Raw genomic sequence first — 25451 nt, forward strand, 5'->3', positions numbered from 1 at the left:
TCATTATCACTATGAAACAAAATACATTATCCATTCTATGATTTTCTAAAAAGGATATTACTGTGAAAAATTAGCACTATAATAAACGAAAGAGCCCACTCATATGAGGTGGCTCCTTCTCTTTTAGAATATTTAATACGCTCTACAGCAAAAACTATGATTACGGTTAAATTACTTCCAAACAACACCTCGCCTCTCATATTCCATTCTATATTCAACAGCAGCTGCAATTTTAGAACTTGCGAACCTTTCCGTAATCCAAAGAGCTAAATCAATTCCTGAAGTAACTCCTCTTGCAGTAATAATATCGCCTTGATCTACAATTCTGTAATGAAGAAGTTCTGCTCCATATTCACTAATTTCAGTTTGCGCCAAATGATGCATTGTTGCCTTTTTATCATTCAATATACCGGATGCAGCTAGTAGCATACCTCCTGTACAAACTCCAGCAACAATCGTTCCTTCATTGTGCATCTCTCTAATCATTTCGGTCAAAGTACCAAGCTCTGCTTGCTTTCGTGCCCCATGTTCAGCTTTATGATTCCAGCCACCACCAGGTACAATTAACAAATCTGGACGATTATCCATTCGTAAAAAATCATGTAATTTAACCGTAACTCCAAACGAAGTAATAGCTTCTTGTTTTTGTTCACTCGAAACGAATTCAACCGTAAATGGTGCCCCTTCTTCTATCGCTCTTTTGAGTACCTCAAACGGTGCGAAAGAGACAAGTTCTCCGAAGCCATCAAACAATACAATTTGTATTTTCATTTTTTGAACACCTCATATCGTTTCTTTTTGAATCCCAAATTAGGAGAATACATGTTATCTACAAATTAACAATGAAGATAGTCTTTCTCCCCTCACTCTATAAACTTCCAAATGTTCTTCTAATTCCCTCTCATCACTTATTACACTTAGCGTTTTCTTCACAAAATTCCAATTCAAACTACCGGATAGCCATAGTAATGAAGACAGTCTCTTATAATCATTTGATGTTACAATATTACTAGCCTTATACCCTTCTAAAAATGCACTAGCAACACTTGGACTGACTTCATGTGATTGTATTCCTTCCGTTCGAGAGTACCATTTTAGTAAAAAGGCTAATCCCTCAATACGATCAACATAGCCAATCGATTCAAAATCTACAATTCCTTTTATCTGTTGATTTGAATCCCATAAAACATTCAAAGGATTTAAGTCTGTTTGTACGATAAACTCTAATTCACTCGTATATGCGCACTCTATATGATATTTAGCGAGCTCTATATACTCTCGTAATTCTCCACATGTGCTTGCCCTACTTTCTAGCATATGAATAAACTGGGCATACCCATCCAAATGAGATTTCTTTTGAAAAATCGAGCTTTGAGATGCGCAAGAAATATCATGAATCTTTCTTGCTTCCGTTCCGAAGGCTTTTGCGATAACTTCTGTACAATTTGTAATATGTTCTCCTTCAATCCAATTAGACAATACAAATCGGTATTGTTCATCATTCCAAATGACAAGTGTAAATGACTCTCCTGCCCTATTCTTATTTATCTGCATAAAAAGAATCCCATGCTCGCGTAAATAATACGTAAAACGCACTTGCTCTATCAGTTGTTCGTTTAATAACGTCCCAAAGGCGGGATTGATTGTTCGCTTGCTATTTATAAACCTTGCGGAATACCGCTTTCCATTTACCATTATTTTATAATGCAGATCCGTATTCCAACTATCTTTATGTAACTCTTCTTCCACTGCTAGTGAATGAATTTCTTTAAAATAATTCATTAATACATTTCTTATTATATGTTTCACCCTATTCCCCTTTCATGCAAAAATTCATTTTTGTACTTCCGAATAAAAACCTTTTAAAGTGAGGATTTTTAAGATATACCTAATTTATTCAAGTAAAAATCATATCCTACATGATTAAATACATTTCTAACTTTATCACTATGACAGAATATTCTCTATTCGTTTCATTAATTTCTGTAAACCAATTTAGTCATGACTATGTACAATAAAAAAAGAGCCAATCACCTATATAATAGAAGATTGACTCTTTTCTTTATTTACTCCCCTGTTTCTAAAAAACGTTTTATACGTTCACCAATTTCATCACGAACACGTTGAAATTCAGACCACTCTTTTCCTGCTGGGTCATCAAATCCCCAGTGAACACGATTTACATGCGGCGGAGTAGATGGACAAACAGAATCCGCATGACTACAGAGGGTAACAACTAAATCAGCGTTATTTAAAATATTTGAATCAATCATATCTGATGTTTGATTTGTTATATCGATATTTACTTCATTCATTGCTTTAATAGCATTTGGATTCACTCCATGTGCTTCAATGCCTGCAGAATATACATTCCACTTATCTCCTAAGTATTGTTTCCCCCATGCCTCTGCCATTTGGCTGCGGCATGAATTTCCTGTACATAAAAAATAGATTGTCTTTTTGTTTTCCATGTTGTTTTCCACCTTTGTTTTTAAATTATACTGGTTGATCATTAAAATATTTACGTTTAAACCAAAAAGCGACGTTTACAAGTGCAATCATTACAGGTACTTCAACTAACGGTCCAATGACAGCTGCGAATGCCGCGCCTGAATGAATACCAAACACACCAACTGCTACAGCAATTGCTAACTCAAAGTTATTACTACCTGCTGTAAATGCTAACGTTGTAGTCACCGGATAGTTTGCACCAATTTTTCTTCCCATAAAGAAAGAAACAAAAAACATTACAATAAAATAAATGAGTAATGGAATTGCTATTCTTACTACATCTAGTGGCACGCTAACAATCATCTCCCCTTTTAAAGAGAACATAATGATGATTGTAAATAGCAATGCAAGTAATGTAAGTGGACTAATTTTAGGTATAAATACCTTTTCATACCACTGTCTTCCTTTTAACTTCACTAGTACAAAGCGTGTCAACATACCTGCTATAAAAGGAATTCCCAAATAGATAAATACTGATTTCGCTACTTCTACCATTGTAATATCGACAATAGCACCTTCAATCCCTAACCATTCCGGGATTACTGTTACGAACACGTATGCATAAACCGAGAAGAATAACATTTGAAATACAGAATTAAAAGCAACTAGACCAGCTGCATACTCTTTATCCCCATCAGCAAGGTCGTTCCAAACAATTACCATTGCAATACAACGTGCTAAACCAATCATAATGAGCCCGACCATGTATTCTGGTTTATCAGGAAGAAAAATAATTGCTAACACAAACATAAGTACAGGTCCGATAATCCAGTTTTGTACTAAAGATAGAACTAGCACTTTTACATCTTTAAATACTCGGCCCATTTCCTCATAGCGAACTTTCGCTAATGGTGGGTACATCATTACAATTAAACCAACAGCGAGCGGAATAGACGTCGTGCCAACTTGTAATGAATTCAGTCCGTCTACTACACTAGGAAACACAAATCCTAAACCAATTCCAATAGCCATCGCTAGAAAAATCCATAGTGTTAAATATCGGTCTAGAAAAGATAAACGTTTCATTTTATTTTCCATCTCCCATTAACAACAAGAATTTTTATCTACTACGTTAGAAATCGTGCAACAAGATGACTCTTCTATTTTGTGAACATCACTATCTGCTTTTGTATAAAAGAATTCCCACTCATTACCATCAGGATCCGTTACCCAAAACTTATTTTGCACTGCATAGCAACAAGTTGTATCCATCTCATCACGCGCAAAGAAACCCTCTTTTTCTAATCTTTCTTTATGTAATATGATTTCTTCAGCTGTATCCACTTGAAAACCAAAATGATTTACCTGATTTCCATTCACTTCATCTCGCACGTTCAGCGTGAAATTAAGTCCTGGTGTCTCTAATAAAAATTTTGCATAATCCATTTTCACCTTAACTGGTGATACACCGAATACCTTTTCATAAAATTCAATAGACTTCTCTAAATTCGTAACGTTTATACCGACGTGAACATATTTCATACCTTATTCCTCCTCTTTATATATTATTAATCAATTTTTTTTGATTAATAGCGCAAAATTTTAACAACAACTACCTTTTCCTGTTTTTCTAAAGATACAGCACAATTCTTCTGATAATAAATTATTCACTTCCGCATCATTTAAATCATAATAACTCCACGTACCTTTTGTTTCTTTTACAATTAAACCTGCATCTAATAAAATCTTCAAATGATAGGACAACTTAGATTGCGTCATTTCAAAAATCTCTGTTAAATCACATACACAAGTCTGACCTCGCTGACAAAGTTCATACATAATCTCTAAACGCTTCTGATCCGCCAACGCTTTAAATTTTTTCTCATAGAGCTGAAAATCTTGTGCCATTTTAGTTCACTCTCCCTTCATCAATTTTTTTTGATGTTTATAGTATATACGCTGATTAGTTCTTTATGCAACTGATTAATCAATTTTTTTTGATTTACAAAAAGCTTCCTCGCACCATAACTTTGCTACAACTAAAAAGGACCATAGCCTTTTCAAAAATGAAAAACTACGGTTCTTTTTACAACTTAATAGTTAAAATATTTCCGAAGAATGGAGTCTCTATAACTGTTTTTAATTTTAATTTGATCGTTATAGAGTAGTGCCCCTATAAACAAAACCCTCCAGAAACATCTAAAATCTGCCCTGTTACCCAGCGACTATCAGAAGAAGCAAGGAATGCTACTGCATCTGCGATATCTTCAACTTGCCCTATTCGTCCAAACACAGATGAGTTCGTAGCAAAACTTCGTATTTCAGGATCATCTAGCAATTTCGCATTAATATCTGTCTTCGTATATCCAGGCATAATTGCATTCACTGTTATACCTCTTTCTCCAAGATGCTTAGCTAGAGGAAGTGTCATCGTATTTAATGCCCCTTTACTTAAACCGTATGCAATTGAGCCTGTAAAACCAAGTCGTACTTCAGCTGATGAAATGTTAATAATGCGTCCCTCTGCTCGTAGTAACGGTAATGTTTGCTGAATTAAGAAGAACGGTGCTTTAATATTTACAGACATAATTTCATCAAAAACTTCTTCTGTCGTATTTTCAATCGTTCCTTGTGTACCTATCCCTGCATTATTTACTAAAATATCTATCTCTGATGTACCAACTCTTATTTGTAATTCATTCTTTAATTGTTCTACTAGATTTTTGACACCATCAATTGAATTGAAATCTGCTTCAATTAAGAGCGCCTTTCCTCCATTAGATTCAATCTCACTAATCGTTTCATCTGCAGCTTCCTTATTTCGGCCGTAGTGAATCGCAACTAATGCACCGTCGTTTGCCAATCTCATCGCAATCGCACGACCAATACCGCGACTCGCCCCGGTTACTAACGCTACTTTCCCATCAAGATTCTTCATTTTTCCCATCCTTCCTAAATTTCCGTTTGATAAAGTGAAACTTTAATCAGCCCTCACCAATCGGGCTTTTACGGGCAGCCGCTCTCCCACCTAACCTCTTTGCTCCAGCTGAATTTTGAGGTGGGAGTTTTACTGCCCGGCAAATAGCAGGATAAATCCTATACTTACATTTTCATTTAAAAATCAATAATTTTAAATATAGATTTATAGGTAATTAAGTTCGTTAACTTATGATATTATAGTTATAATTTGTGATTTACTTTAGAAAACAAAAAGAGGAGGCTACACAATGCAAAATGCAGTAAAATTAGATGAAGTTGACCATAAAATTATGAACTTGTTGTATGAAAATGCGAGAATTTCTGTTTCAGAAATAGGACGAATTATATCCATGACGCAGCCTGCTGTAAAAGAGCGTATTAATAAACTTGAAGATCAAGGAGTTATAGCAGCTTATCGAACAAAATTTGAGCCTTCCAAAATTAATAAAAACATTCAAGCATTCATCATGTTTAAAACGAGCCAATGCTCTGATTTTATCCAATATTGTAATGCTGCTCCTGAAGTAACAGATTTATATCGAATTAGCGGGGAATTTAATTATATGATGAAGGTCATGAGCGATTCGATGGATTCTCTCGCTGCATTTTTAGACTCTTTAATGCAATTCGGATTATCGTCTCCTTTAATTGTTTTAAAGAGTGAGTTTGAGGAGAAATTGTCGTTCTAATAAAGGGATACGTATTATCCCCCGATAACAGTAAAAGTTTTTCCTTTATGAGAGAAACCAACAAAATCAATGATTAGTAAACAAAAAAGAACATTGATTTTCCAATGTTCTTTTTTACATTTCTGCTTATTAATTAGATTCCTCGTTGAATAAATTCCCCTTATCCCTTATCCCTGATTCCTCTGCGCTTCCTTAAACTCTTCCTTCACCTTCTCTAACAGCCCTTCTTCCGTAATTAATCGATACGCCGTATTTGCAAGTGCTTTTGCGGATGTAATTAGCGCTTTATCTCCGAGTTCTGAACGTGCTGCTTCTCTAAATTCATTCGTATGTGCAATTAAGTCATCTGGGCCAATTTTAATGTATGGATGTATTGTCGGTACGACTTGGCTTACGTTTCCTGCGTCTGTTGAGCCGATTCCAATTCTTTCTTTACGATTTACGTCTTCACCTTGTAGTTCTAGTTCTTCGGCTACGACGTCATTAAATGTTTTTGTTACGAGTAATTCATCGATTTCATTTTGGAATTGATGAATTTTCACTTTCGTACCTGTTGCTAACGCTGCTCCTTGTGCGATATTTTTTACTTTTTCTGTTACTTCCGCACATCTTTTTCGCGTTGCTGCACGAATGAAGAACCTTGCTGCGGCGTAGTCAGGAATAATGTTAGGTGCTTTTCCGCCCTCTGTAATAACACCATGAATTCTCACATCTGACGGCAATTGTTGGCGAAGTGCGTTAATACTGTTATACAGCTGGATAATCGCATCTAATGCGTTAATCCCTTCTTCTGGTGAGGCTGCTGCATGAGCTGTTTTACCGTAAAAATGAAAATCAAGTGGATCGACTGCTAGTGAGGGACTTGTTGTTGCTGTTTTTCCGCTTGGATGGATCATAAGCGCTGCATCAATATTATTAAATAAACCAGCTTTTACATAACTCGATTTTGCGCTACCATTTGGTCCGCCTTCCTCTGCTGGTGTTCCAAACACGACAACTTCTCCGCCGATTTCTTCAAGTGTTTCTGATAAAGCAATTGCTGCTGCAACACTAATTGTGCCAATTAAATTGTGACCACACGCATGACCGAGCCCCGGTAAAGCATCATACTCAGCTAAAAATGCGATAACTGGCCCTTGTTTTCCTGAACTTTTTCGTGCGATAAAACCTGTTTCATGTCCCGCTATATTGTGCTGCAGTTGGAATCCTGCACTACCTAGTAATAAACTTAACGTTCTTGATGCGTAAAACTCTTGGTTACCAATCTCCGGATTCGCATGAATATCATGACTTGTTTCTATGTACTTTTCCTTATTTCTTTCTATACTCTCTTCAATCGTTTTTCTTTGTGACGTTACTCCTGTCGCTCCCATTTTTCTTCCTCCTTTTATTTTCACGTAAAAAAGCCTCTTTCTAAAAGATAGAAAGAGGCTTTGAAATATACATTCAAAATGAGCTTCTTTCTTATCTTTCAAGTTACCTTGCTGGAATTGGCACAGTATTCATAAAGAATCCGCTGCCGAGGTGTCATAGGGCCAGTCCCTCAACCTCTCGTGATAAGAATTTTCATAAAATTATATTAAATTATTTTCATTCTAAATTCATTCCGAATAAAAGTCAAGGAATTCCTATCCGAATTTACCGAATATCTAAAAATCCTTTTAATACACCAATTGTCTCCGGTGCTTGCAGTCTTGCACATATGTACGGAAATTCCGTACTACCTTCAAACATCATTTGAGATGTGAGAGGTGCCCCTGCCCAAAAGATTTCATCATCAATTACTATAAACGGGAACGCTTTGTTTTGCCTTTGTAACTTTACATTTTTTAATGGAACTGGTCCGTCACTATACACTGTTATTTGCGCATTTGTACGCATTAACGCTTGCCATACTCGTTTATCCACTTGTCTTGTACTTGGAAGTGAAATGATAATTTTTCGTTTTGCCGCTAGAATATCTTTTAATAACCCTTTCGGCTCTTCAAGATTCATTTCCATAAACCAGCGTAAACGTTTCGAAATTTTTCGCTCCCACAATTGTCTTGATGTCGTTCGATCATACACATCACCGTGACGTTCTATATGTGCAGTTAATTGTGATAACGCTTGTTTTCTCGAAAGGTTTTTACGCATATAATGGCAATCCGATAATTGAATGAATTTCCCTCTCGCTCTCGTTACTGCTACATTGACGAGGCGATGGTTTTTATGATCAAAGAATAACACACCAGGACGTTCCTGTGGATAACTATCAACCGTATCAAAGATCATCATATCTCTTTCAGAACCTTGAAACTTATGAACTGTTGCCGCTAATACTGGTATATTTTGATATTTCGTTCTCTGTAACATTTCTCTAATACATGTTGATAAAAAGCGGGACTGTGCTCGGTACGGTGTAACTACACCAATTGATTGAACACCGTCTAACAGTCCAATTAGCATCATTTGCATCGCCACTAAACCAGACATAATATTAAAACGCGAACCAGAAGCAGCATCTTTTAACGAAAATGCTCCCATTAAGCTCGTATCAAATAAAACACTCGCTTCATTTGCGAACGGTTGTAGTTGCGCAAGTTTTTTACGCTCTGAAACAGACGGATGATCGTACACTCTATTTTTATAAATAAATGAGTTCGTAAACTTCGATATGTCTGCATGCATACGTCTTTGTTCCTGCAACATAAAAAGGTTGGGATGTGCTTCTGATTTATTTACAGTATCAACAATCCCGGCATGATAAAACATATCTTCGCCGAGCCATTTTCGAACGAGTTCATGGTTCGCCATTGCGATCGGAGGTAACTGTAAAAAGTCACCGCAAACGACGATACGTTTTCCAAGTGAAGCTGCTAATGCAATTTGCGGAACATAGGCCATACTTACTTCATCTACGACAACTAAATCAAATGTGCGATCATAAATAAGCGCATCAATTGCACATTTTGATAAAGTCGCACCGATTACTTTCGCATTTTCAATATATTCTTTTTCTACTTCTTTAATTTTCGCTTTTTGCTTTCGAAGATCACTTTCTATCTCTTGTATACGCTTCTTATCAGCAGAAGTCGCTTTATATGATAAAATCTTTTCACGAAGATCTTGTCGTGTCTCTTCTAAATAAAGTCTTTCTTCTCCCCAAGATCCGTTCGTCGTTTCAACCAACTTCGATGCTAGTAATGTTTCATGATTTCGTATATGCTCATGTTGACTATAACCGTAACGAACGATTTCACCAGGTGTCCATTTCTTTTTCTTCTCAATTTGCTTCGTTACTTCACTCATTAATACGTCAACTGCCGCATTACTATGAGCTAACACAAGTACCGATTTCCCTTTTTGATAATGAGCCGAAATAATACGTGATAAATTGTAAGACTTCCCTGTTCCCGGTGGTCCCCACACGTACGTTGTCGGATTGTAAAACGACCGATACGCCAATTCATTTTTCGGATTTTTCATCTTCTCAATATGTTTCGGACTGCTCGTTCCCTCTACTAAACGTTTAATTCGTTGACGTCTTAGTTTATCTTTACGGGCTTCCTTCAAACGCTCTTGCAGCTGTTCTAATAGTTGCCACGGTTCACTGTATAAAACCGCTTCTCTTATTTCGCCTTGTATATAATCATTTAATTTCAGTTCGATTTCTAATCCATGCACAGATAGTACTTCCCCTGTCGCTTCCTCACCATCGAACTCAATTCGAATTGGTGAACCTTCAGGTATGCTTACTTCCGAAATAAGCTGAAAGACATATACCGTACTTTCATAATCTGTATATAAAAAACGACCGTTCATGATAGAAATTTTACTACCACCTATCGTTTTCCAATGTTTAATTTCATACGCTAACGCATAATGCCACTCTTTCATTGTTTCCGATAATGAAGGAGTTTGAGTAGGTGTATTCATCGTATAATCTCCTTCCTTCTCCCCAAACATACTTTCTCACTATACCATATAACAAGCTCAAAATTGTAAGGTTTTTATCTTGATTATTTTCTTAATTTTCAATAATATATTGTATATAATTTTCAGAAAGAAGGAATCTACATGCCAGTTAGAAGAATTGAACACGTAGGACTTATGGTTGCAAACTTAGAAACATCTATCTCATTTTATGAAGAAGTAGTCGGCTTACAGCTCCTTAAACGTATGGGGCATCCAAACCCAGATTTAAAACTCGCTTTTTTAGGTGTGGAAGAATCGAAGGAAACAATACTCGAATTAATTGAAGGTTATAATTCTTCTCTTCCAGCAGAAGGAAAAGTACATCACATTTGCTTTAAAGTGGATTCATTAGAGGAAGAAATCGAAAGACTACAAAAACACAAAGTAACCTTTCTACTAGGAGAAGAAATTGAAACATTACCGGATGGAACACGTTACATATTCTTCGCTGGTCCTGATGGAGAGTGGATTGAGTTTTTTGAGACAGAAAGATAAAGTTCACACCGATCGGGCCATTTAATGGAGCGAGTTTGTGGAAGGTGAAAAACTATGAAAAAATTTTCTCGAACAGGAAAAATATTATTAGCTTTTGGCGCAGGTCAATTGTTTTGGGGACTTGTAATGCTTATTGGAACTAATTTATTTGAGCACACGGGTAACACAGTGAGATATAGTATTCTAATCACCGGAATGGTTTGTTGCATTGCATCTAACTTTTTTAGAGAACCTAAGAGCTAACTAATACGTGAGTTATACTTCCTGTTATAAATAACTTTATTATCAACATAAGGAGCAGAAACTGATGAATACAGTCTTTATTATCGTTTTTTGGGTACTTATACTATTTCCACTTCTTTATATAATCCTGATAAAGAAGTGGAATATAAAAGTAGCTACCTTATTTGTTGGAAGAATTCTATTAAGCATTGTCTATTTCATAAATGGAATGGTGTTAGGACTGCAACGAAATTGGATAGATCCTCCCTATGAAACCGAATGGGATTTCTTTATAAAGTCTTTACTAAAAGGAAAAACTGATGCACTTATACACTTGCTACTTCTAATTATTCTTGTCACATTCGACTTAATAATCTTATTTTATTATAGAAATAAAAAGAATTAGCATGTCTCCCTATTTCTTTTATCTTATCCCATATTGATGCGTAGGAAACAACCTTATTTATTATACGACAAAACAATGATAAATACGGACCTGTTATCAGGTCTTCTTTGTTACACTCTTTTTTAAAACACATAGCCCAAACAGAATTTGTTATTCCTAGTTACTAAACAATAGTAATGTTTATAATTTTGCAACATGTATAGATGGGTATATATATATTGCAATTACTTTAGCAAATTACAAATAAATTTGCATTTACTGTGACCCTTACCTCCCAGTAAGGGTCTTACCCTTTTATAAATAACTATTTCAATACAACTTTTTTCACAGTACTTTCACGTCAATTTCACAAACTCAAGAACTCTCAGATGTTACACTTAATACATCCTTTTCCAAGGAACTATATGCCGATACATGAATCCCTATCTATATAGGGATTCTTTTGTGCGAGATCCCCCTCACCATCAATTTAAGAATTCAAAAAAAGAAGGGGTTCATCCCCCTCCTTTTTAAGCTTGCTCCGACTGTCGGAATTATTTAATAGAACCACGATTCAGTTCCGTTAATTTTTCATTGATGTTAAAAATTCTTACTCTAATATCTTTAACACCAGCTGCTTCAAGTCTGTTCTTGTGCATTTCAGCGTATTTTTCAGCATCTTGTTTTTCTTCAAATACATAAATGCCTCCAGCTTCTTTCGTTTCTTCATTCTCTGTCCATATTTTCCAATGGAACCCTTCTTCTTCATTAATACTTTTTGCTAAATCCCAAAACGCTTTTTCCATTTCTTCACCAAAAGGACCTTCAAACGGAAAATCAACTTGTAATAAATATGCCATCTTTACTCACTCCTATTTTTAATATAAAATTCATCAGGAATTCCTTTGTATAAAAATCCTTCCCATTCTTTTACTGATTATGTTTTTTTCGATTCTAATAATGGGAATGTCTCAAGTTAGCGCTACTATTATTCCAGTACTAGTTTGAGGCTTTCCCTATTCTTTATTGTATTTAAAAATTAAAGAGTTATTAAAAGCTCATTAAAAAGAGATCTATTTAGACTTAAGATTCCTACCTATATATTGAACAATTTTTCTAAACTCTGTCGATGTTGAACGACCAAATGGAATCGTTTGTCTCTGTTGATATAGTAGTTGTCCATTTTTCTTCATAAGAAAGTAGGCAGGTTTTCCATGAGTACCATGGGCTTCATAAGGGATAGCATCGCCATGATAGAAAACATCATAAGCTTTTAAATCAACCAGATATTCATCTGATCCAATCAGGAATGATAAATTATTTTCCAATACCATATTCCTTAAGAATTGTCCGGTTAATTACTATTTATCTAAATACATTCATACTACTAATTAATAAGCAACGCTATGAGTAGTGCCGACACACTCAAAATGCACGTTAAGGTACGCGTGTGATTCAGCAACGTCCAATGGGATTCAAATTTGACTCTGAGTTCATCCCATCCAGAATCTCTTACAGGTAGTTCAGCTGAGATAATTGCTCTATTCATCGGAAGGTTTCCTGTGAAAGTGATCAGTAGAGTGGCAACATAACTAATCAATGCGATTAATCCTAAAATAACTTTATCAAATTGCTGTAGGTAAACGGCTAATACAACAAAACCAATCTGCGCTATAAGAGCACCGTTTGAAATGAAGAGAAAAATCGGATTAGCCACTGATGAGGTAAAGTGTCTAACCGAAAGAACGAAGGTACGATCATCCGAATTCCGAAGGCCAGGCATGACAGAATTTGAGTATGCAAAAACGGTTCCAGCAACAATACTTGTTGTCAATATAGCAAGAAACGCTAAGACGTTGAAAAATAATAACCCATTCATATGTTTTCACACCCCCTATCTATAAAATAATTACAAAACGATACCAGCTTAAACGCATAAAGTTTAACAGTTTTCGGTTATGTTTAAAAAATATGATAACAACTTATCCCTAAACTAAGGACAAACAAAACAAGCGCAGGTATTGCTTTCTTAAAGGGATCTTTCGCTAATACAATAAGAGTTAATGCAGCTGCAAGCATCGTACCGCCTAACAACAATCCTGCCAATAAAGCTGCCATTGGGACCCAAATTCCTATCAACATTCCAATTGCTCCTACAATCTCAAAAGCCCCAGTTAAGAAATTAAAAAACGAAGGTAAACCAAATCGTTTGAACTCATCTGCCATTTTCCCAGATATAATTTTCGTACCTGTCATTAAAAAGAACAGAAACAATACAACTTTTACTACATTGATTAATATTAAAATAGCAATCACATCTTTCTTATTTATTTGATATTTTTACATGCTATAGCATATATAATACAAAAATTTGACTGGTACTAGGAAAAAAGGTGATTCTGAATCAAATATCATACAAAATAAAGCTATCTCCCCATTACTCGAAACAACTAATATATGCTATAGCATACATTATACCTAAAACAAAGTTTGTCCCTTATAAATAGCATAGCATCAATAAGGAACAAATATTAATAACGTGTATCATACAATTTGTTTAATAATGATTGTAATACTTTAATCTCTTCCTCGCTCAAATTACTCGTAACGAAATGGTGAGCATCTTTCACTACAGGCAAGATTTCTTTTTTTAACTCGTCACCTTTTTCAGTTAAAAAAAGGTTGTGTGAACGCCTATCTTGGTCATTCAAAGCCTTCTTTACAATCCCTTTTCTCTCCATTGATTGTATCATTCTTACGACAGTAGTTTGATCTTTATCAATAGCTTCTGCTAACTCTTTTTGAGTAGTTCCCCTTTGGCTACAAAGAACACTAATAATCCCCCACTGCTCTGGCGTAACTCCAAAAGGCTTTAATTTCTTAGTAAAATAATTGGTCATTTTCACATCAGTACGATGAACAAGATAGCCTATTAAATCATGTAAATTCATGTTTCACCTCTATAAATTAAGATATAAAAGGATATAGCATACCAGTCAATTATTCACAGTGAATGCATTTGTTTCACTAATTACATGCTATGACATATATATTAAATTAGGTCATTTTAATTGTCAAATGAATTACCTATTATTCTACGGCAAAATTCATTCCATACAATATAAAAAAATATCTAATTTGATAAATTCCTCCAGCGATTTGACACTGTGCTAAAAACTGTTCAGCCAGTGCGCAAAGGTTTATATTTTAAATTTCAAATTACGTCAAGAAATTGGTTAACACCGTACCCATCAAGCTAAGATTATATAACTTTTGTTTCATATGAGATTTTTTCTACAGTATCAGTCCAGCTTATTTAAAAATAATAAAATCCCGTGTTCAATAACAATACGGGATTTTTATAAATAAGTTTATTTTTTAATTTAACACATATTCGAAAGAAGTTCATTAGTTACATATTACTTATCTAATTAAGAAAAATTCAGATACCAGCCCAAACATCTTTTCCATATCGTCCTTCATCTTGCAAACGATCCAACCAATTCCTTGCTTCTTGTTCACTGACTTCATGAATTTCTTGATATGCTTGACAAAGGGTATCTTCTACATCAGGAGCCATTTTACTTCCATCACCACATATATAAAGATGAGCTCCATTATCTAATAACGAAATTAAATTGATTCTATCTTGTTTTATTAAATGCTGTACATATGTTTTTGGATATCCTTCCAGGCGAGAAAAAGCTGCGTGTAAAGAGATTAATCCATCTCTTTCATCATTTTCTAGTTCTGTACGATAGAGATAATCCTTTTCAGGATGACGACAACCAAAATATAGATGTGCTTGTCCTAAGTTCATACCTTTTTGTTTTTGAACACGACGTGCTTGCAAGAATCCACGGAATGGTGCAATTCCAGTACCTGGCCCAACCATGATAATTGGTGTTTCTGGATTTTCAGGTAATTGAAAGTTTGATTGTGGCGTTCGAATGAAACAAATAATCTCATCTTTATTATGACGCTGAGCTAAATAATTAGAAGCGACTCCTTCATATGTCCCTTGCCCACTCCATGCAGGTGCATTAACAACACCAACCGTAATGCTCAGAAGATCCTGTGCAACGAGTGGAGAGCTTGAAATAGAATAGTAACGCGGCTTTAGCGCAGGAAGAAGTTCTAAAAAGCGTTCAAATCGGATTTCACAGGCCTCATACTTTTCAAGTAGATCCAACATTGAAATACGTCTCTTTAGTATTTGTTCATGATAAACTCCTTCTTCCAATAATGATTCCAATTCCTTTTTATGAGGAGGGCATGCTGTGAATGTCACCATTTCTCGTATTTGTGCCCGAGTGGCTGCTTCTTGAACTTCGACACTATAACTAAGAAGGGCAAATAAACTAACAGGACTGTCTAAAGGTATGTGATTTACACTGCGCCCACTTGCGCTCAGTATGACTTGATCCTTCCCGTTTAATCCAAAGCGCGTTAAAATTCGGTTAACATTTTTCTCGCTATTAATTGGCAGCACCCCAAGGTGGTCTCCTTCTTGATACGTAGCGCCTTCTGGCAAGGATATCTCAATATGTCGAGTGCTTCTATCACTACTGGATGATTGGAGTTCACGATTTTCCAATACAGATGCATAAACTGCTTCATATGTTCGCGCAAGAGGAGACCCTCCAAGACGACTGACAAATTGCAGACTCAAAGTACTGCGCTCTTTTTCCATATTTTTGTTGAGTTCCAATCCAAACGCCTTCATCGCATCAGACCACATGCTTTGTTTCCATTGCTCGAGCTGTTCCTCGAAATCACCACTTGCATCCGCTTCTCCACGTGTAGAAAATCTTGTTGCTCCTTTTTGAGCCATTTGCTCATCAATGTATCTTGGAATTCGCTGATAGGTACTAGCCCAATTATGATCTCCACAACCAAAAACTGCGTATTGAACACCTTTTAGCTCATCCGGTTTTAATTCCTCCAACCATTGCACAAACTGCCCTGCATTACTTGGTGGTTTTCCATTATAAGAAGAAGTTACAATAAGAACCGCTCCTTCTTTTGGCAGACTTCCAATTCGATCATTAAGAGCTACCACTTCCGTTTGAACACCTTCTAAACTAGCTGTATCTGCTAATTCTCTTGCAATACCTTCTGCTACCCCTGTATCCGAGCCATATAGAACAAGAAGTGACAGCTTATCGGCTCCAATAATAGAAGGAGTCTTCTGAACTTGCTGCTTGATTTCATGAGTTTTCAACTTCTCCCCTATAGGTGCAGGGACAGTAGGATGGCTGATAGTTTGATTTCGGGGTAAAATCCTAATCTTAAAATCACCGGGCTTTAGCGTTAATGTTTGTTTTACGTCCAGCTGATAGTCTTGATAATCGATTAATTCAAAATGTTGAAGAAGCATTCCCATTACGAGTGTGGCTTCATGAAGTGCAAACTGCATACCGATACATGCTCGTTGACCATTTCCAAATGGCTTATAAGCATGATGTGGAACCTTATCCAGCTCTTCAAATCGTTCAGGTTGGAATTCTTCCACATTGTCTCCCCACGCGTCTTTATCCCTATGTAGCTGTGGAATAAGAACAGAAATACGATCTTCTCCTTTCTTAATTGGGTATTTCCCACCAATCACTGTATCTTCTTTTGCATAGAGGCTGAATGCTGGAGCAGTAGGCCATAGACGTAGCGATTCATTTAAAATCATCCGGATATACTTAAGTTTCATAACTTGTTGGTATGTTGGAGTAGGATCTGTCAAAATCCGATCTACTTCTTCATATGCTTTTTTCAATTTATCCGGATTCTTTAATAAAAAATAGATTGCAAAAGATAACAATCCACTTGTTGTTTCATGCCCAGCTATTAAAAAAGTGATAATTTGAAAACGAATATTTTCATCATCTAATTTTTCACCAGTTTCCGGATCCTGCACATTTAACATACGGGAAAGTAAATCATTTTCTTCCTGATTTCCATTACTTTTACGTTCAGCAATAATATTATCTACTAAAGAAAACATGGATTGAATATCATGTTGAAATTGACGTTTCGTTCTCCACATGAGTTTGTCTTCTATATCCAGTCGCTGTAATTGATGCATAGCCTCATCTAGAGCACGGCTCATACTAGTGATGAAAGGATGAGAGGTCTCACGATAAAAGCTATTGAATCGGTAATTAAAACCACACAGACCAATTGTATCCAATGTAAGGCGAGTCATATCCTCCGGAACATCCACATTTTCATTCGGATTCAGTCTTGCCCATTTTTGAACGAGTTGTACGGCAATATCGGCCATCATGGCATGGTAATCTTTCATTGCCCGTTGGCTGAATGTAGGCATCAAAATATTATGAGCTTTTTTCCAGTTAGGCTCGTGAGTCTCGCTTGTAAACAATCCGTCTCCAGCAAAGGCACGAACCTTTGCTAAAGCACCCTCTATACTTTTATCGAACCGTGTTTCGTCACAGACTTCTGCTACCAGTTCATGTCCAGAAACGACAATGATAGTATCACTTAAAGTTTGAATTCGAAAAATGGGACCATACTCTTCCGCTAGCTTGATAAAGGATAAGGTCGGTTTATCTTTATCAATTAATGGGAGATTCCCCAGCGGTCCATATGTTTTCGGCTGAGGAATGGCAGATACTTTTTTTTCCATTAAAAACATCCTTTCAAAAAAGCATGAAATAAAGTGAAACTTTAATCAGTGGGGGTTTTGTTCATCCCCCACTGATTATCAGCCCGACCCCCGCCTAACTTCTTTGCTTCCGCTGAATTTTGAGGTGGGGGTCTTACTACCCGGCAAATAGCGGGATAAAATATCCCATTCAATAAAGAGAAGATAGCAATGAATCGCCTGGGATAAAGATATGTAATTGATTACCTTATTTTATCTTTTCCCTAACTATTCATGATTATGATATTGCTTATAAGGTTGGTAATCTAAGTTGTTTGTTGACATTAGATTTATAACTTGCAGAAAAAATACTAACTTAAAATGAAGCGAATTATTATAATGTTTATCAGAAATTGAAAGCGGATGTCATCTCTTGTATTTGTTTATAAAACGTTCATTTTGATGAATCTTTTTTATAAATCAAATTCCACCCTAACAACTCCCCCACATATTTTAATCAAACTTTATTTTAAAACCACAGTAGCACTACATACCCAGTAAGCTAAGATAAGCGAACACACCCAAATAAAGAAATTGATGAACTAAAGATTGTAGTATTTGGAAAACCAGTAGTTCCTAATATCTATTCAAACAAATACGATAAGCAAGTATACCGTGTTACTAATGAAAGAGGACCTGATATGAGCATCAGGTCCTCTTTCACTGTATATAATTATTTCACTGTTTCTTTCAGTTCTTTTCCCGTTTTAAATACCAGCTTCTTAGCAGCAGAAATTTGTACTTCTTCATAGGCTAACTAATCGGCAAAAAACTTGTAGAAATCAGTATCTAAAGTTTTGTTTCACACTACCGATTTAACCTCTCGACAGCTTCCGCACTTGTATCTACACGTTTAACGAAAAAAACTAATAGTAGTGCAACAACATTCATGCCAAGCGCTACATAGAATGAATATTGAATTCCGGATAATAAAGCCTTCTGAGTTAACATTGCCTTCGTAGCTTCTGTGAAGGTTGTTGGATCTAATTCAGACATTAGACTTTCAGCTTTTGTTTTTGTTACAGAATTCATAATCGTAACAAGAATAGCAGTACCAATCGAACCGGACACTTGTTGAGCTGTATTATTAACAGCCGTACCGTGCGGATTTAAGCGAGTTGGCAATTGATTAAGGCCATTTGTCATAAGTGGCATCATCACCATCGCCATCCCAAACATCCGCAGAGTGTAAATAAGAATAATATGTGTGTGACTAGAGTCGATTTGCAGGTTTGCCAGCATATAAGTTGAAACAGCTGTAATAGAAAGTCCTACTATGCCAAGAATTCGAGGTCCATATTTATCAAATAGTTTACCTGTAATTGGTGACATAACCCCCATTATTACCGCACCTGGAAGCATCATCAGCCCAGAGCTCAGCGGTGAAATACCGCGGACATTTTGTACATAAGCTGGTGTTAAAATCATACCCGAAAACATAGCCACCGCATTGACAATTGCAATTACAGACGCAAGTGCAAACATTGGGTACTTATAAACACGTAAATCCAATAAAGGCTCATTCATTTTTAATTGACGGATAATGAAAGCAATTAGGGAAATAGCTCCTATGATTAAGGTTGTTAAGACAACTTTATTCGTCCAACCATCGGAGCTTGCAGAACTGAATCCATATAACAAACCTCCAAAACCGACAGAAGATAATAGTAATGAGAGATAATCAAGTTTTGCATTTTTGTTTTGTCTCATGACATTCTCCGATTTCCAAATCCCTAACAGTAAGCTAATGATTGCTAGCGGTAAAATCATTTCAAACAGCAAACGCCAGTCATAGTACTCTACAATATAACCTGATAGTGTCGGTCCAATTGCTGGAGCTGTAATCATAACTAATCCAAAAATCCCCATTGCCGTTCCCCTTTTTTCTCTTGGAAAGCTTACTAGCATAATATTCATTAACAAAGGCCCCATGACTGAAGAACCTGCTGCTTGAACCATCCGGCCAGTAAGTAATAAACCAAAGTTCGGTGCTACAGCCGCTAAGGCCGTACCAAGAATAAAAATCATCATAGATGTAATAAATAAGCTCCTATTGGAGAAGCGGGTTATTAAAAATGCTGATGCCGGAATTAATATACCACTTACAAGCATATACCCTGTAGAAAGCCACTGGATCGTTGAAAAATCTTTAATGTCTAAATCCTTCATTATTGATGGCAAGGCTACATTTAAAAGCGAGTTATTTAGAAATGAAACAAATGCCCCAATAAAAAGGATTACAAGCATTAAATATGGTGGTTTTCTTTTATTTAATGTTTCACTCATATATTTATTTGCCCCTTCATTATAAATTCCATTGATTCGTTTAAATCGTTTGCATATCTGCACAAGAATACATTATCCTTGCAGTATTTTGCCAAACTCTTCGAATGGATATTCTCTTTTTAGCAATTTTACTTACTCAGCATAACATTTTAAAATCCTTTTTATTGATTAAACCTTTATACACATTTAAATAAGATTTTGAATAAATATTTAAACACGTTTGTTAACCGAAATTAAATTAGGCTGAAATAAAAAAAGAAGCAACTGAAAATACCCTTCTAAAATAAAGTGAAACTTTAATCAGTGGTTTTTTACAAGCAGCCCAACCCCCATCTAACTTCTTTGCTTTCACTGAATTTTGAGGTGGAGGTGTCTTACTGCCCACAAATAGCGGGATAAATCAACAAGACCATACACCCATTCCTTTAAATACAGGCTTGTAAATCTAGTTATGTAACCATCCATAAAAAGGAATATTACATAGGCTAAGTCTAACATTACATTTTTAAAGTGAGGGGAATAAGCTTATGCACCAATATTGGTATTTGAATTCAAAGGGAGACGAGGAACAATATAATAACCAAATTTCAATGTCATCATTATATTCACAGCCCCAAATAACTAAAGCTGAGGGAATGAATGGTCTGAAGATTCCTGAGAATTGGAGTTGTCGAGTCTATCCATTTGGTTGGGATTCGCCAGCCAATTATACGGGTTTCAATCCCCAGTCCTCCCCCTTCTCTTGGGGCCAGCCAAACAATTATGCGGGGATGATGCCCCAAGGACATCCTGCTAATTGGACTCCATTACCAAGCCATGTTGATTTTAATTTTCAAAAACCTCCCTTCCCCTGGGCCCAACCATTCAATCATGCAGGGATGATGCCCCAAGGACATCCTGCTAATTGGACTCCATTACCAAGCCATGCTGCTTTTAATTTTCAAAAGCCCCCCTTCCCCTGGACCCAACCATTCAATCATGCAGGGATGTTCGCACAAGGGCATCTTGCCGCGTTACTATCACCGCCAGCCAAGGCTTTTAATTTTAATGCCAATAAATGGGGTGTTTTCGGAAACCCTCCAGCGTGGGGAGGACAGGTAAGTCCCATGGGATGGGGGAATAACGGTCAGCCAGGAATGCTTGGAAACTTACTTGCAGTAGGAAAAAGCAGCATGAATGGAATAGGAATGATTAGTAGTCTAATCGGTATGGGGAAGTTCTTCTTTTAGTTAATTAGAACAGGCGGATAGGTCCATAGCCCAGACTTAAAAAACATTTCCTTTTCCATTGATTTAATCTTCTCAAACATGCTTCCAATACTCCCTCCAAGTTCGTTTCCTCGTCTTTCAAATTATAAAAACATCTATTACCATGTATCTGATAACTTGATAGCGGTGTGGTAGCACCAACAAAACGCAAATTCCGTACGCAAAAAACCGGTCCCTTTACGAAAGAACCGGTTTTTTTATTTTTATTTATTTGAAAAGTAGTCAAATCTTTTTTGAACTATTTAATGGATCTGGGCAAAACATAATAAAAAGTACAATACCATCTAAAATAAATGCTGTTGCTGATGAAGCGAAACTTTAATCCGTGTCATTAGGGGCTCATCCCCCACTGATTATTAGTTGCGCCAAGTGTATGTATTTTTTGTCAAAGTTTGTCGTATCCACTTAATTTGCACTAAAACACTGACACTACAATAAAAATGGAGATTTTCGATATGAACACACAAACAATCTCCCCCTCTTATTTAATGTTTTTACTAGTAGTAAAAACACAAAATCATGTCCATTAGTTACACAAGATAAAGGATATTTGTTAATGTTTATCCAATATGAAACACTATAAATAAAAACATTCATGCAAAGGAAAACATCATAAAAATTTATAAAGACAAAGGTGAGGTTATTGAATATTTCAGTTCTTGGTTGTGGACGTTGGGGTACTTTTATAGCTTGGTATGCTAACAAAATTGGTCATAATGTCATGTTGTGGGGCAGAGAAAACTCAAGAAATTACATTAAATTAAGCGAAACTAGAAAAAATGATTATCTTAATCTCTCAGAAGATATTGAGCTAAGTAATTCTCTACATAAAGCGATTTCAATTGCGGAGATTATTATTATATCGATTAGTGCACAGGAATTACGTTCATTTGCTAGTCAATTAAACTTAATTAATGAAATACAAGGAAAAACCTTTATCTTATGTATGAAAGGACTTGAAGCCACAAGTGGAAAGAGACTTTCTCAAGTATTTAGTGAAATCATTGAAACAAATGTCAATATAGCTGTTTGGGTAGGACCTGGACATGTACAAGATTTTGCGAATGACATTCCAAATTGTATGGTGATTGGATCTGAGAATATTAGTATCACTAAGAAGATTGTGCAGGAGTTTAATAGTGATTTAATACGATTTTACTACGGACAAGATTTGATTGGTAATGAAATAGGAGCTGCTACAAAAAATGTTATGGGCATTGCCGCAGGAATGTTAGATGGATTGAATTACAGCAGTTTGAAAGGTTCACTAATGGCTAGAGGGACAAGAGAACTTTCACGTTTGGTTACAGCTATGGGAGGAAATGATTTAACGATATACGGATTGAGTCATTTAGGAGATTATGAGGCAACACTGTTCTCCTTACATAGTCATAATCGAAAATTCGGAGAAGCGTTTGTCTCAGGTCAAAAGTTTAAAAAATTGGCAGAAGGAGTTTCAACAGTAAAAGCATTGAAAGAGCTATCTAAACAATACGATGTTGAACTTCCAATTAGTAACGCTTTATATGAGATTTTGTTTGAAGGTAAAGATGCAAAAGATACATTAGAAGAACTTTTTTTAAGACCTGTTAAATTTGAATTTTAAGGATACTTCACCCAATTCTTGCTGTTGTAAAATCAGTAACATATAATCAATTAAAATAATTTAACAACCCACATTAGCAACAGAAACATCAAGAAAAGGCATTCCAAATATGGAACGCCTTCTTTCACTTTATAAAACCTTTCAACAATCTGAAATATTCTACTTAACAAAATCACACATTTAACGAATGAAATGAATTAATTGCATAACGCTCTTCTAACTTTTCTTGCGAAATTTAGTGGATCATCAACGTCTTCAATATTAACGTAAATCAAATTTGGATCATCACATAACCACTCATTGTGTATAGACGAAACAATTATTCCTTGTTTAATAATTGTAGCAACAAATCCAGTGACTTCCTTTTGTAAGAGCGCTACCCGTCCTAGACATAATGCCCGTCCAGTTTTATGATCTCTTGATTCGAATGAGAAGGAAGTTGTTACTCTAAAACGTTTCCCTAAGATTGTTGCTTGTATTTCATCCCGATTTATTGTTGCCACACATTTTCCACCGGCGAATCCTTCTTGGCCACCGATAATTCTTGCAAACTGTTGACAAATTGATTCCTCATTAATCGCCATACCTTTAATCATCCCCCCTTTTACTGTTAGGTTATGAATGAATACATCGGTCTGAAACGGTAATGAATCTATTCTATTACAAGAAAGATGACGGGCATCGGAGACTAAAGGCAAAACTCGGTTATTATATGGGAAGACATTTTTAGAGAACATAAAAAAGACACCTTAAGGTGCCATCCTCCGACTTGAGAATCATATCTATGTATGGAAAAATTTTAAAAAAGACCAATACAAAAGAGAAGCTTCTAACTGTAATGTATGGAGCTCTTATGGTATTAAGAATCTCCGTTATATTACTTTCTAATCAATCTCGTTAAAGCCATCCCAAGAAATCCAGCACCCATTCCTATGAGCCATCCAGTTTGGGCACTACCTAACATAGATCCCACTCCTCCGCCAAGAAACATGCAGCCAACGAATACTAATCCTCCAATTCCCCAATTCGGCCGTTCCATAATTCAATCACATCCTTTCAATAAAACATATGCTTTTAGCTATCTAAACTTTCTTGCGTAGGATGGTTAATTATTTTGCTTAGGTTTAACACTATCAGGGAATTCAAAAATTTCTCTTTTTTATATAGACCAGTCATTTGCCACATTCTTTTTACATATATTTTTTTAAAGAAGGTTTCCATTCTGATAAATCCTGATAAACAAAAGTTATATTGTCACATATTCCCTCTGCAACTTCGTACATATGTTTTATATCATTAGCCGTAAATAATATAGATCCTTTGCGTTGAGTGCTATCTACAATAGTTGGTATGGTGTCGCCCTCTTTTACTAATAGATCAATTAATGCGACCTCGGATATGTTAGTTAACCCTTTATACTTGATTTCTTTTAAGCAACCTGGTTTTGGAATCAAGCTTAAAGACATAGCTTGACATTTTGAAGGTACACATCTAAATTCATCTATAGTCTCAGTAGCTAACGCATCATAATAGTATCCAAATTGAGATATGCCAGTTGTTAGTTCCACCATCTTCCAGATGTTTCCGCCACCTATTCTAACTTGAGATTCTATGATTATTGGCTTATTTTGTTTGTCTATCTTTATTTCTGTATGAGTAATGCCGTTTTCCATTTGCATGTCGTCCAAAAATAACATTACTTTCTCCATAATTAATTGTTTTTGAGATTCATCTATAGGTGCTGGCATAATAGTATAGTTTATTATAAATGTATCTTCTTTAAATACTTCAGCTGATATAGCAAGTATAGAATGTTTTTTGTTATAAGAAACGGTTTCAACCGTATAAACTATATCACCCTCAATGTACTCTTCCACTAAAACAGGTAGTTGAATACCATTTTCTTCAATAAATACCCCTACGTCATCTCCCGAGTCTAGCTTAGATACTCCTTTACCCCCTGCCCCAATCGGCGGCTTTATTATAACACTATCTTTTTTATTCAAAAATTTATTAATGTCTTCAGTGTTATTACAAACTGTCGAATCTATCGAAAAGTCCTTACCTGCTAGAATTTCACGCATCATGTCTTTATTGCGGGTTATCATATTAGCATTGTAAGAAGGCCCTTTAACATTAAAAATCTTTGCAATTATGCAAGCCGTATCTAATGCTGTTTCGTTGAAAGATACAACCACATCAAAGGGTTTCTCTTTGAATAATTCTTCAGCATAGTATATAGACAAGGGTATGTTTGTCGTGTCTAATTCTTTTTTATAGAAACATTTTTCTAAGATAGCCCCCTCAAAATATATGTGTTTAGCGTAAGATCCTATATACGAAACAGTATACCCACTGTCTAATGCACCTTGGATAGGCTTTGTCCATCCCCCTATAAATAAAATGTGTGGTTTATTTTCTATGTCAGTTCCTTTTAATACCTTATGCATCATAA

At 35.8% G+C, this 25451-nt stretch carries 25 protein-coding genes and 1 riboswitch; of the genes, 6 read left to right on the forward strand and 19 right to left on the reverse strand.

Going from position 1 to position 25451, the window contains the following annotated elements; genetic code table 11:
- Positions 1-171: 171 nt before the first annotated feature.
- The 7 genes from LUS72_RS15490 to LUS72_RS15520 form a co-directional block, all read right to left on the reverse strand.
- Positions 172-771, reverse strand: coding sequence for a DJ-1/PfpI family protein (locus LUS72_RS15490; protein WP_097830268.1), 600 nt, complete (start codon positions 769-771; stop codon positions 172-174).
- A 54-nt stretch (positions 772-825) separates the two neighbouring features.
- Positions 826-1809: a phosphotransferase gene (locus LUS72_RS15495; protein ID WP_264447033.1), complete on the reverse strand. Its 984-nt coding sequence runs from the start codon at positions 1807-1809 to the stop codon at positions 826-828.
- A gap of 257 nt (positions 1810-2066) precedes the next feature.
- A complete protein-coding gene (arsC, locus tag LUS72_RS15500) occupies positions 2067-2471 on the reverse strand; it encodes an arsenate reductase (thioredoxin) (protein ID WP_097830270.1) in 405 nt (134 codons plus the stop codon).
- Between the two features lie 25 nt (positions 2472-2496).
- Complete coding sequence (gene arsB, locus LUS72_RS15505; RefSeq protein ID WP_097830271.1) at positions 2497-3537, reverse strand: ACR3 family arsenite efflux transporter; 1041 nt, start codon at positions 3535-3537, stop codon at positions 2497-2499.
- Positions 3538-3555: 18 nt separating this feature from the next.
- The gene (locus LUS72_RS15510) at positions 3556-3993 is read right to left on the reverse strand and encodes an ArsI/CadI family heavy metal resistance metalloenzyme (RefSeq protein WP_264447038.1); all 438 of its coding nucleotides are present in this window, start codon (positions 3991-3993) and stop codon (positions 3556-3558) included.
- Positions 3994-4053: 60 nt separating this feature from the next.
- Positions 4054-4359 carry an arsenical resistance operon transcriptional regulator ArsR gene (arsR, locus tag LUS72_RS15515; RefSeq protein WP_000046014.1) on the reverse strand — a complete coding sequence of 102 codons (306 nt, stop codon included), beginning with the start codon at positions 4357-4359 and terminating at the stop codon, positions 4054-4056.
- A gap of 265 nt (positions 4360-4624) precedes the next feature.
- Positions 4625-5389 (reverse strand): SDR family oxidoreductase, encoded by a 765-nt coding sequence (locus tag LUS72_RS15520; RefSeq protein WP_141533431.1) that lies wholly within the window; start codon positions 5387-5389, stop codon positions 4625-4627.
- Between the two features lie 289 nt (positions 5390-5678).
- Between LUS72_RS15520 and LUS72_RS15525 the strand changes: the two genes are divergently transcribed.
- Positions 5679-6119: an Lrp/AsnC family transcriptional regulator gene (locus tag LUS72_RS15525; RefSeq protein ID WP_097830274.1), complete on the forward strand. Its 441-nt coding sequence runs from the start codon at positions 5679-5681 to the stop codon at positions 6117-6119.
- A 167-nt stretch (positions 6120-6286) separates the two neighbouring features.
- Here LUS72_RS15525 and LUS72_RS15530 read toward each other — a convergent pair whose 3' ends face one another.
- Together LUS72_RS15530 and LUS72_RS15535 are read right to left on the reverse strand one after the other, a co-directional pair.
- The gene (locus LUS72_RS15530) at positions 6287-7492 is read right to left on the reverse strand and encodes a M20 family metallopeptidase (protein WP_264447057.1); all 1206 of its coding nucleotides are present in this window, start codon (positions 7490-7492) and stop codon (positions 6287-6289) included.
- A gap of 88 nt (positions 7493-7580) precedes the next feature.
- Positions 7581-7682: riboswitch (SAM riboswitch) on the reverse strand.
- Between the two features lie 75 nt (positions 7683-7757).
- The gene (locus LUS72_RS15535) at positions 7758-10067 is read right to left on the reverse strand and encodes an AAA domain-containing protein (RefSeq protein WP_264447059.1); all 2310 of its coding nucleotides are present in this window, start codon (positions 10065-10067) and stop codon (positions 7758-7760) included.
- A gap of 111 nt (positions 10068-10178) precedes the next feature.
- On the opposite strand from LUS72_RS15535, the gene LUS72_RS15540 reads away from it, so the two are divergent.
- The 3 genes from LUS72_RS15540 to LUS72_RS15550 all read left to right on the forward strand — a co-directional run bounded on the left by LUS72_RS15540 (position 10179) and on the right by LUS72_RS15550 (position 11199).
- Entirely contained in the window at positions 10179-10571 is a 393-nt protein-coding gene (locus tag LUS72_RS15540; protein ID WP_097830277.1) for a VOC family protein, read from the forward strand.
- Between the two features lie 54 nt (positions 10572-10625).
- Positions 10626-10814: a hypothetical protein gene (locus LUS72_RS15545; protein ID WP_264447062.1), complete on the forward strand. Its 189-nt coding sequence runs from the start codon at positions 10626-10628 to the stop codon at positions 10812-10814.
- A 64-nt stretch (positions 10815-10878) separates the two neighbouring features.
- Positions 10879-11199 carry a hypothetical protein gene (locus LUS72_RS15550; RefSeq protein ID WP_141533429.1) on the forward strand — a complete coding sequence of 107 codons (321 nt, stop codon included), beginning with the start codon at positions 10879-10881 and terminating at the stop codon, positions 11197-11199.
- Positions 11200-11732: 533 nt separating this feature from the next.
- Here the strand turns inward: LUS72_RS15550 and LUS72_RS15555 are convergent.
- The 7 genes from LUS72_RS15555 to LUS72_RS15585 all read right to left on the reverse strand — a co-directional run bounded on the left by LUS72_RS15555 (position 11733) and on the right by LUS72_RS15585 (position 20122).
- Complete coding sequence (locus tag LUS72_RS15555; RefSeq protein WP_264447066.1) at positions 11733-12038, reverse strand: monooxygenase; 306 nt, start codon at positions 12036-12038, stop codon at positions 11733-11735.
- A 213-nt stretch (positions 12039-12251) separates the two neighbouring features.
- On the reverse strand, positions 12252-12506 hold the full coding sequence (locus LUS72_RS15560) for a hypothetical protein (RefSeq protein WP_264447068.1): 255 nt from the start codon (positions 12504-12506) through the stop codon (positions 12252-12254).
- Positions 12507-12565: 59 nt separating this feature from the next.
- Positions 12566-13057 (reverse strand): anthrone oxygenase family protein, encoded by a 492-nt coding sequence (locus tag LUS72_RS15565; protein ID WP_264447070.1) that lies wholly within the window; start codon positions 13055-13057, stop codon positions 12566-12568.
- 83 nt (positions 13058-13140) lie between these two features.
- Positions 13141-13491 (reverse strand): DoxX family protein, encoded by a 351-nt coding sequence (locus tag LUS72_RS15570; protein ID WP_097830346.1) that lies wholly within the window; start codon positions 13489-13491, stop codon positions 13141-13143.
- A 218-nt stretch (positions 13492-13709) separates the two neighbouring features.
- Positions 13710-14129: a MarR family winged helix-turn-helix transcriptional regulator gene (locus LUS72_RS15575; protein WP_097830282.1), complete on the reverse strand. Its 420-nt coding sequence runs from the start codon at positions 14127-14129 to the stop codon at positions 13710-13712.
- A 491-nt stretch (positions 14130-14620) separates the two neighbouring features.
- Positions 14621-17818 (reverse strand): bifunctional P-450/NADPH--P450 reductase, encoded by a 3198-nt coding sequence (cypD, locus tag LUS72_RS15580; RefSeq protein ID WP_264447074.1) that lies wholly within the window; start codon positions 17816-17818, stop codon positions 14621-14623.
- A gap of 825 nt (positions 17819-18643) precedes the next feature.
- Positions 18644-20122, reverse strand: a complete 1479-nt coding sequence (locus tag LUS72_RS15585; RefSeq protein ID WP_097830284.1) for a DHA2 family efflux MFS transporter permease subunit — start codon at positions 20120-20122, stop codon at positions 18644-18646.
- A gap of 527 nt (positions 20123-20649) precedes the next feature.
- Between LUS72_RS15585 and LUS72_RS15590 the strand changes: the two genes are divergently transcribed.
- Together LUS72_RS15590 and LUS72_RS15595 are read left to right on the forward strand one after the other, a co-directional pair.
- Positions 20650-21351, forward strand: coding sequence for a hypothetical protein (locus tag LUS72_RS15590; RefSeq protein ID WP_097830285.1), 702 nt, complete (start codon positions 20650-20652; stop codon positions 21349-21351).
- 673 nt (positions 21352-22024) lie between these two features.
- Positions 22025-22996, forward strand: coding sequence for an NAD(P)H-dependent glycerol-3-phosphate dehydrogenase (locus LUS72_RS15595; RefSeq protein WP_240523207.1), 972 nt, complete (start codon positions 22025-22027; stop codon positions 22994-22996).
- Positions 22997-23193: 197 nt separating this feature from the next.
- On the opposite strand, the gene LUS72_RS15600 is transcribed toward LUS72_RS15595, so the two are convergent.
- From LUS72_RS15600 to LUS72_RS15610, 3 genes are all read right to left on the reverse strand, one after another.
- Positions 23194-23580 carry a DUF1259 domain-containing protein gene (locus LUS72_RS15600; protein WP_264449065.1) on the reverse strand — a complete coding sequence of 129 codons (387 nt, stop codon included), beginning with the start codon at positions 23578-23580 and terminating at the stop codon, positions 23194-23196.
- Between the two features lie 293 nt (positions 23581-23873).
- A complete protein-coding gene (locus tag LUS72_RS15605; protein ID WP_170961029.1) occupies positions 23874-24035 on the reverse strand; it encodes a hypothetical protein in 162 nt (53 codons plus the stop codon).
- 151 nt (positions 24036-24186) lie between these two features.
- Positions 24187-25446, reverse strand: coding sequence for an ATP-grasp domain-containing protein (locus LUS72_RS15610; RefSeq protein WP_264447081.1), 1260 nt, complete (start codon positions 25444-25446; stop codon positions 24187-24189).
- Between the last annotated feature and the right edge of the window lie 5 nt (positions 25447-25451).

The organism is Bacillus cereus, assembly GCF_025917685.1.
GTDB classification, from domain to species: domain Bacteria; phylum Bacillota; class Bacilli; order Bacillales; family Bacillaceae_G; genus Bacillus_A; species Bacillus_A cereus_AT.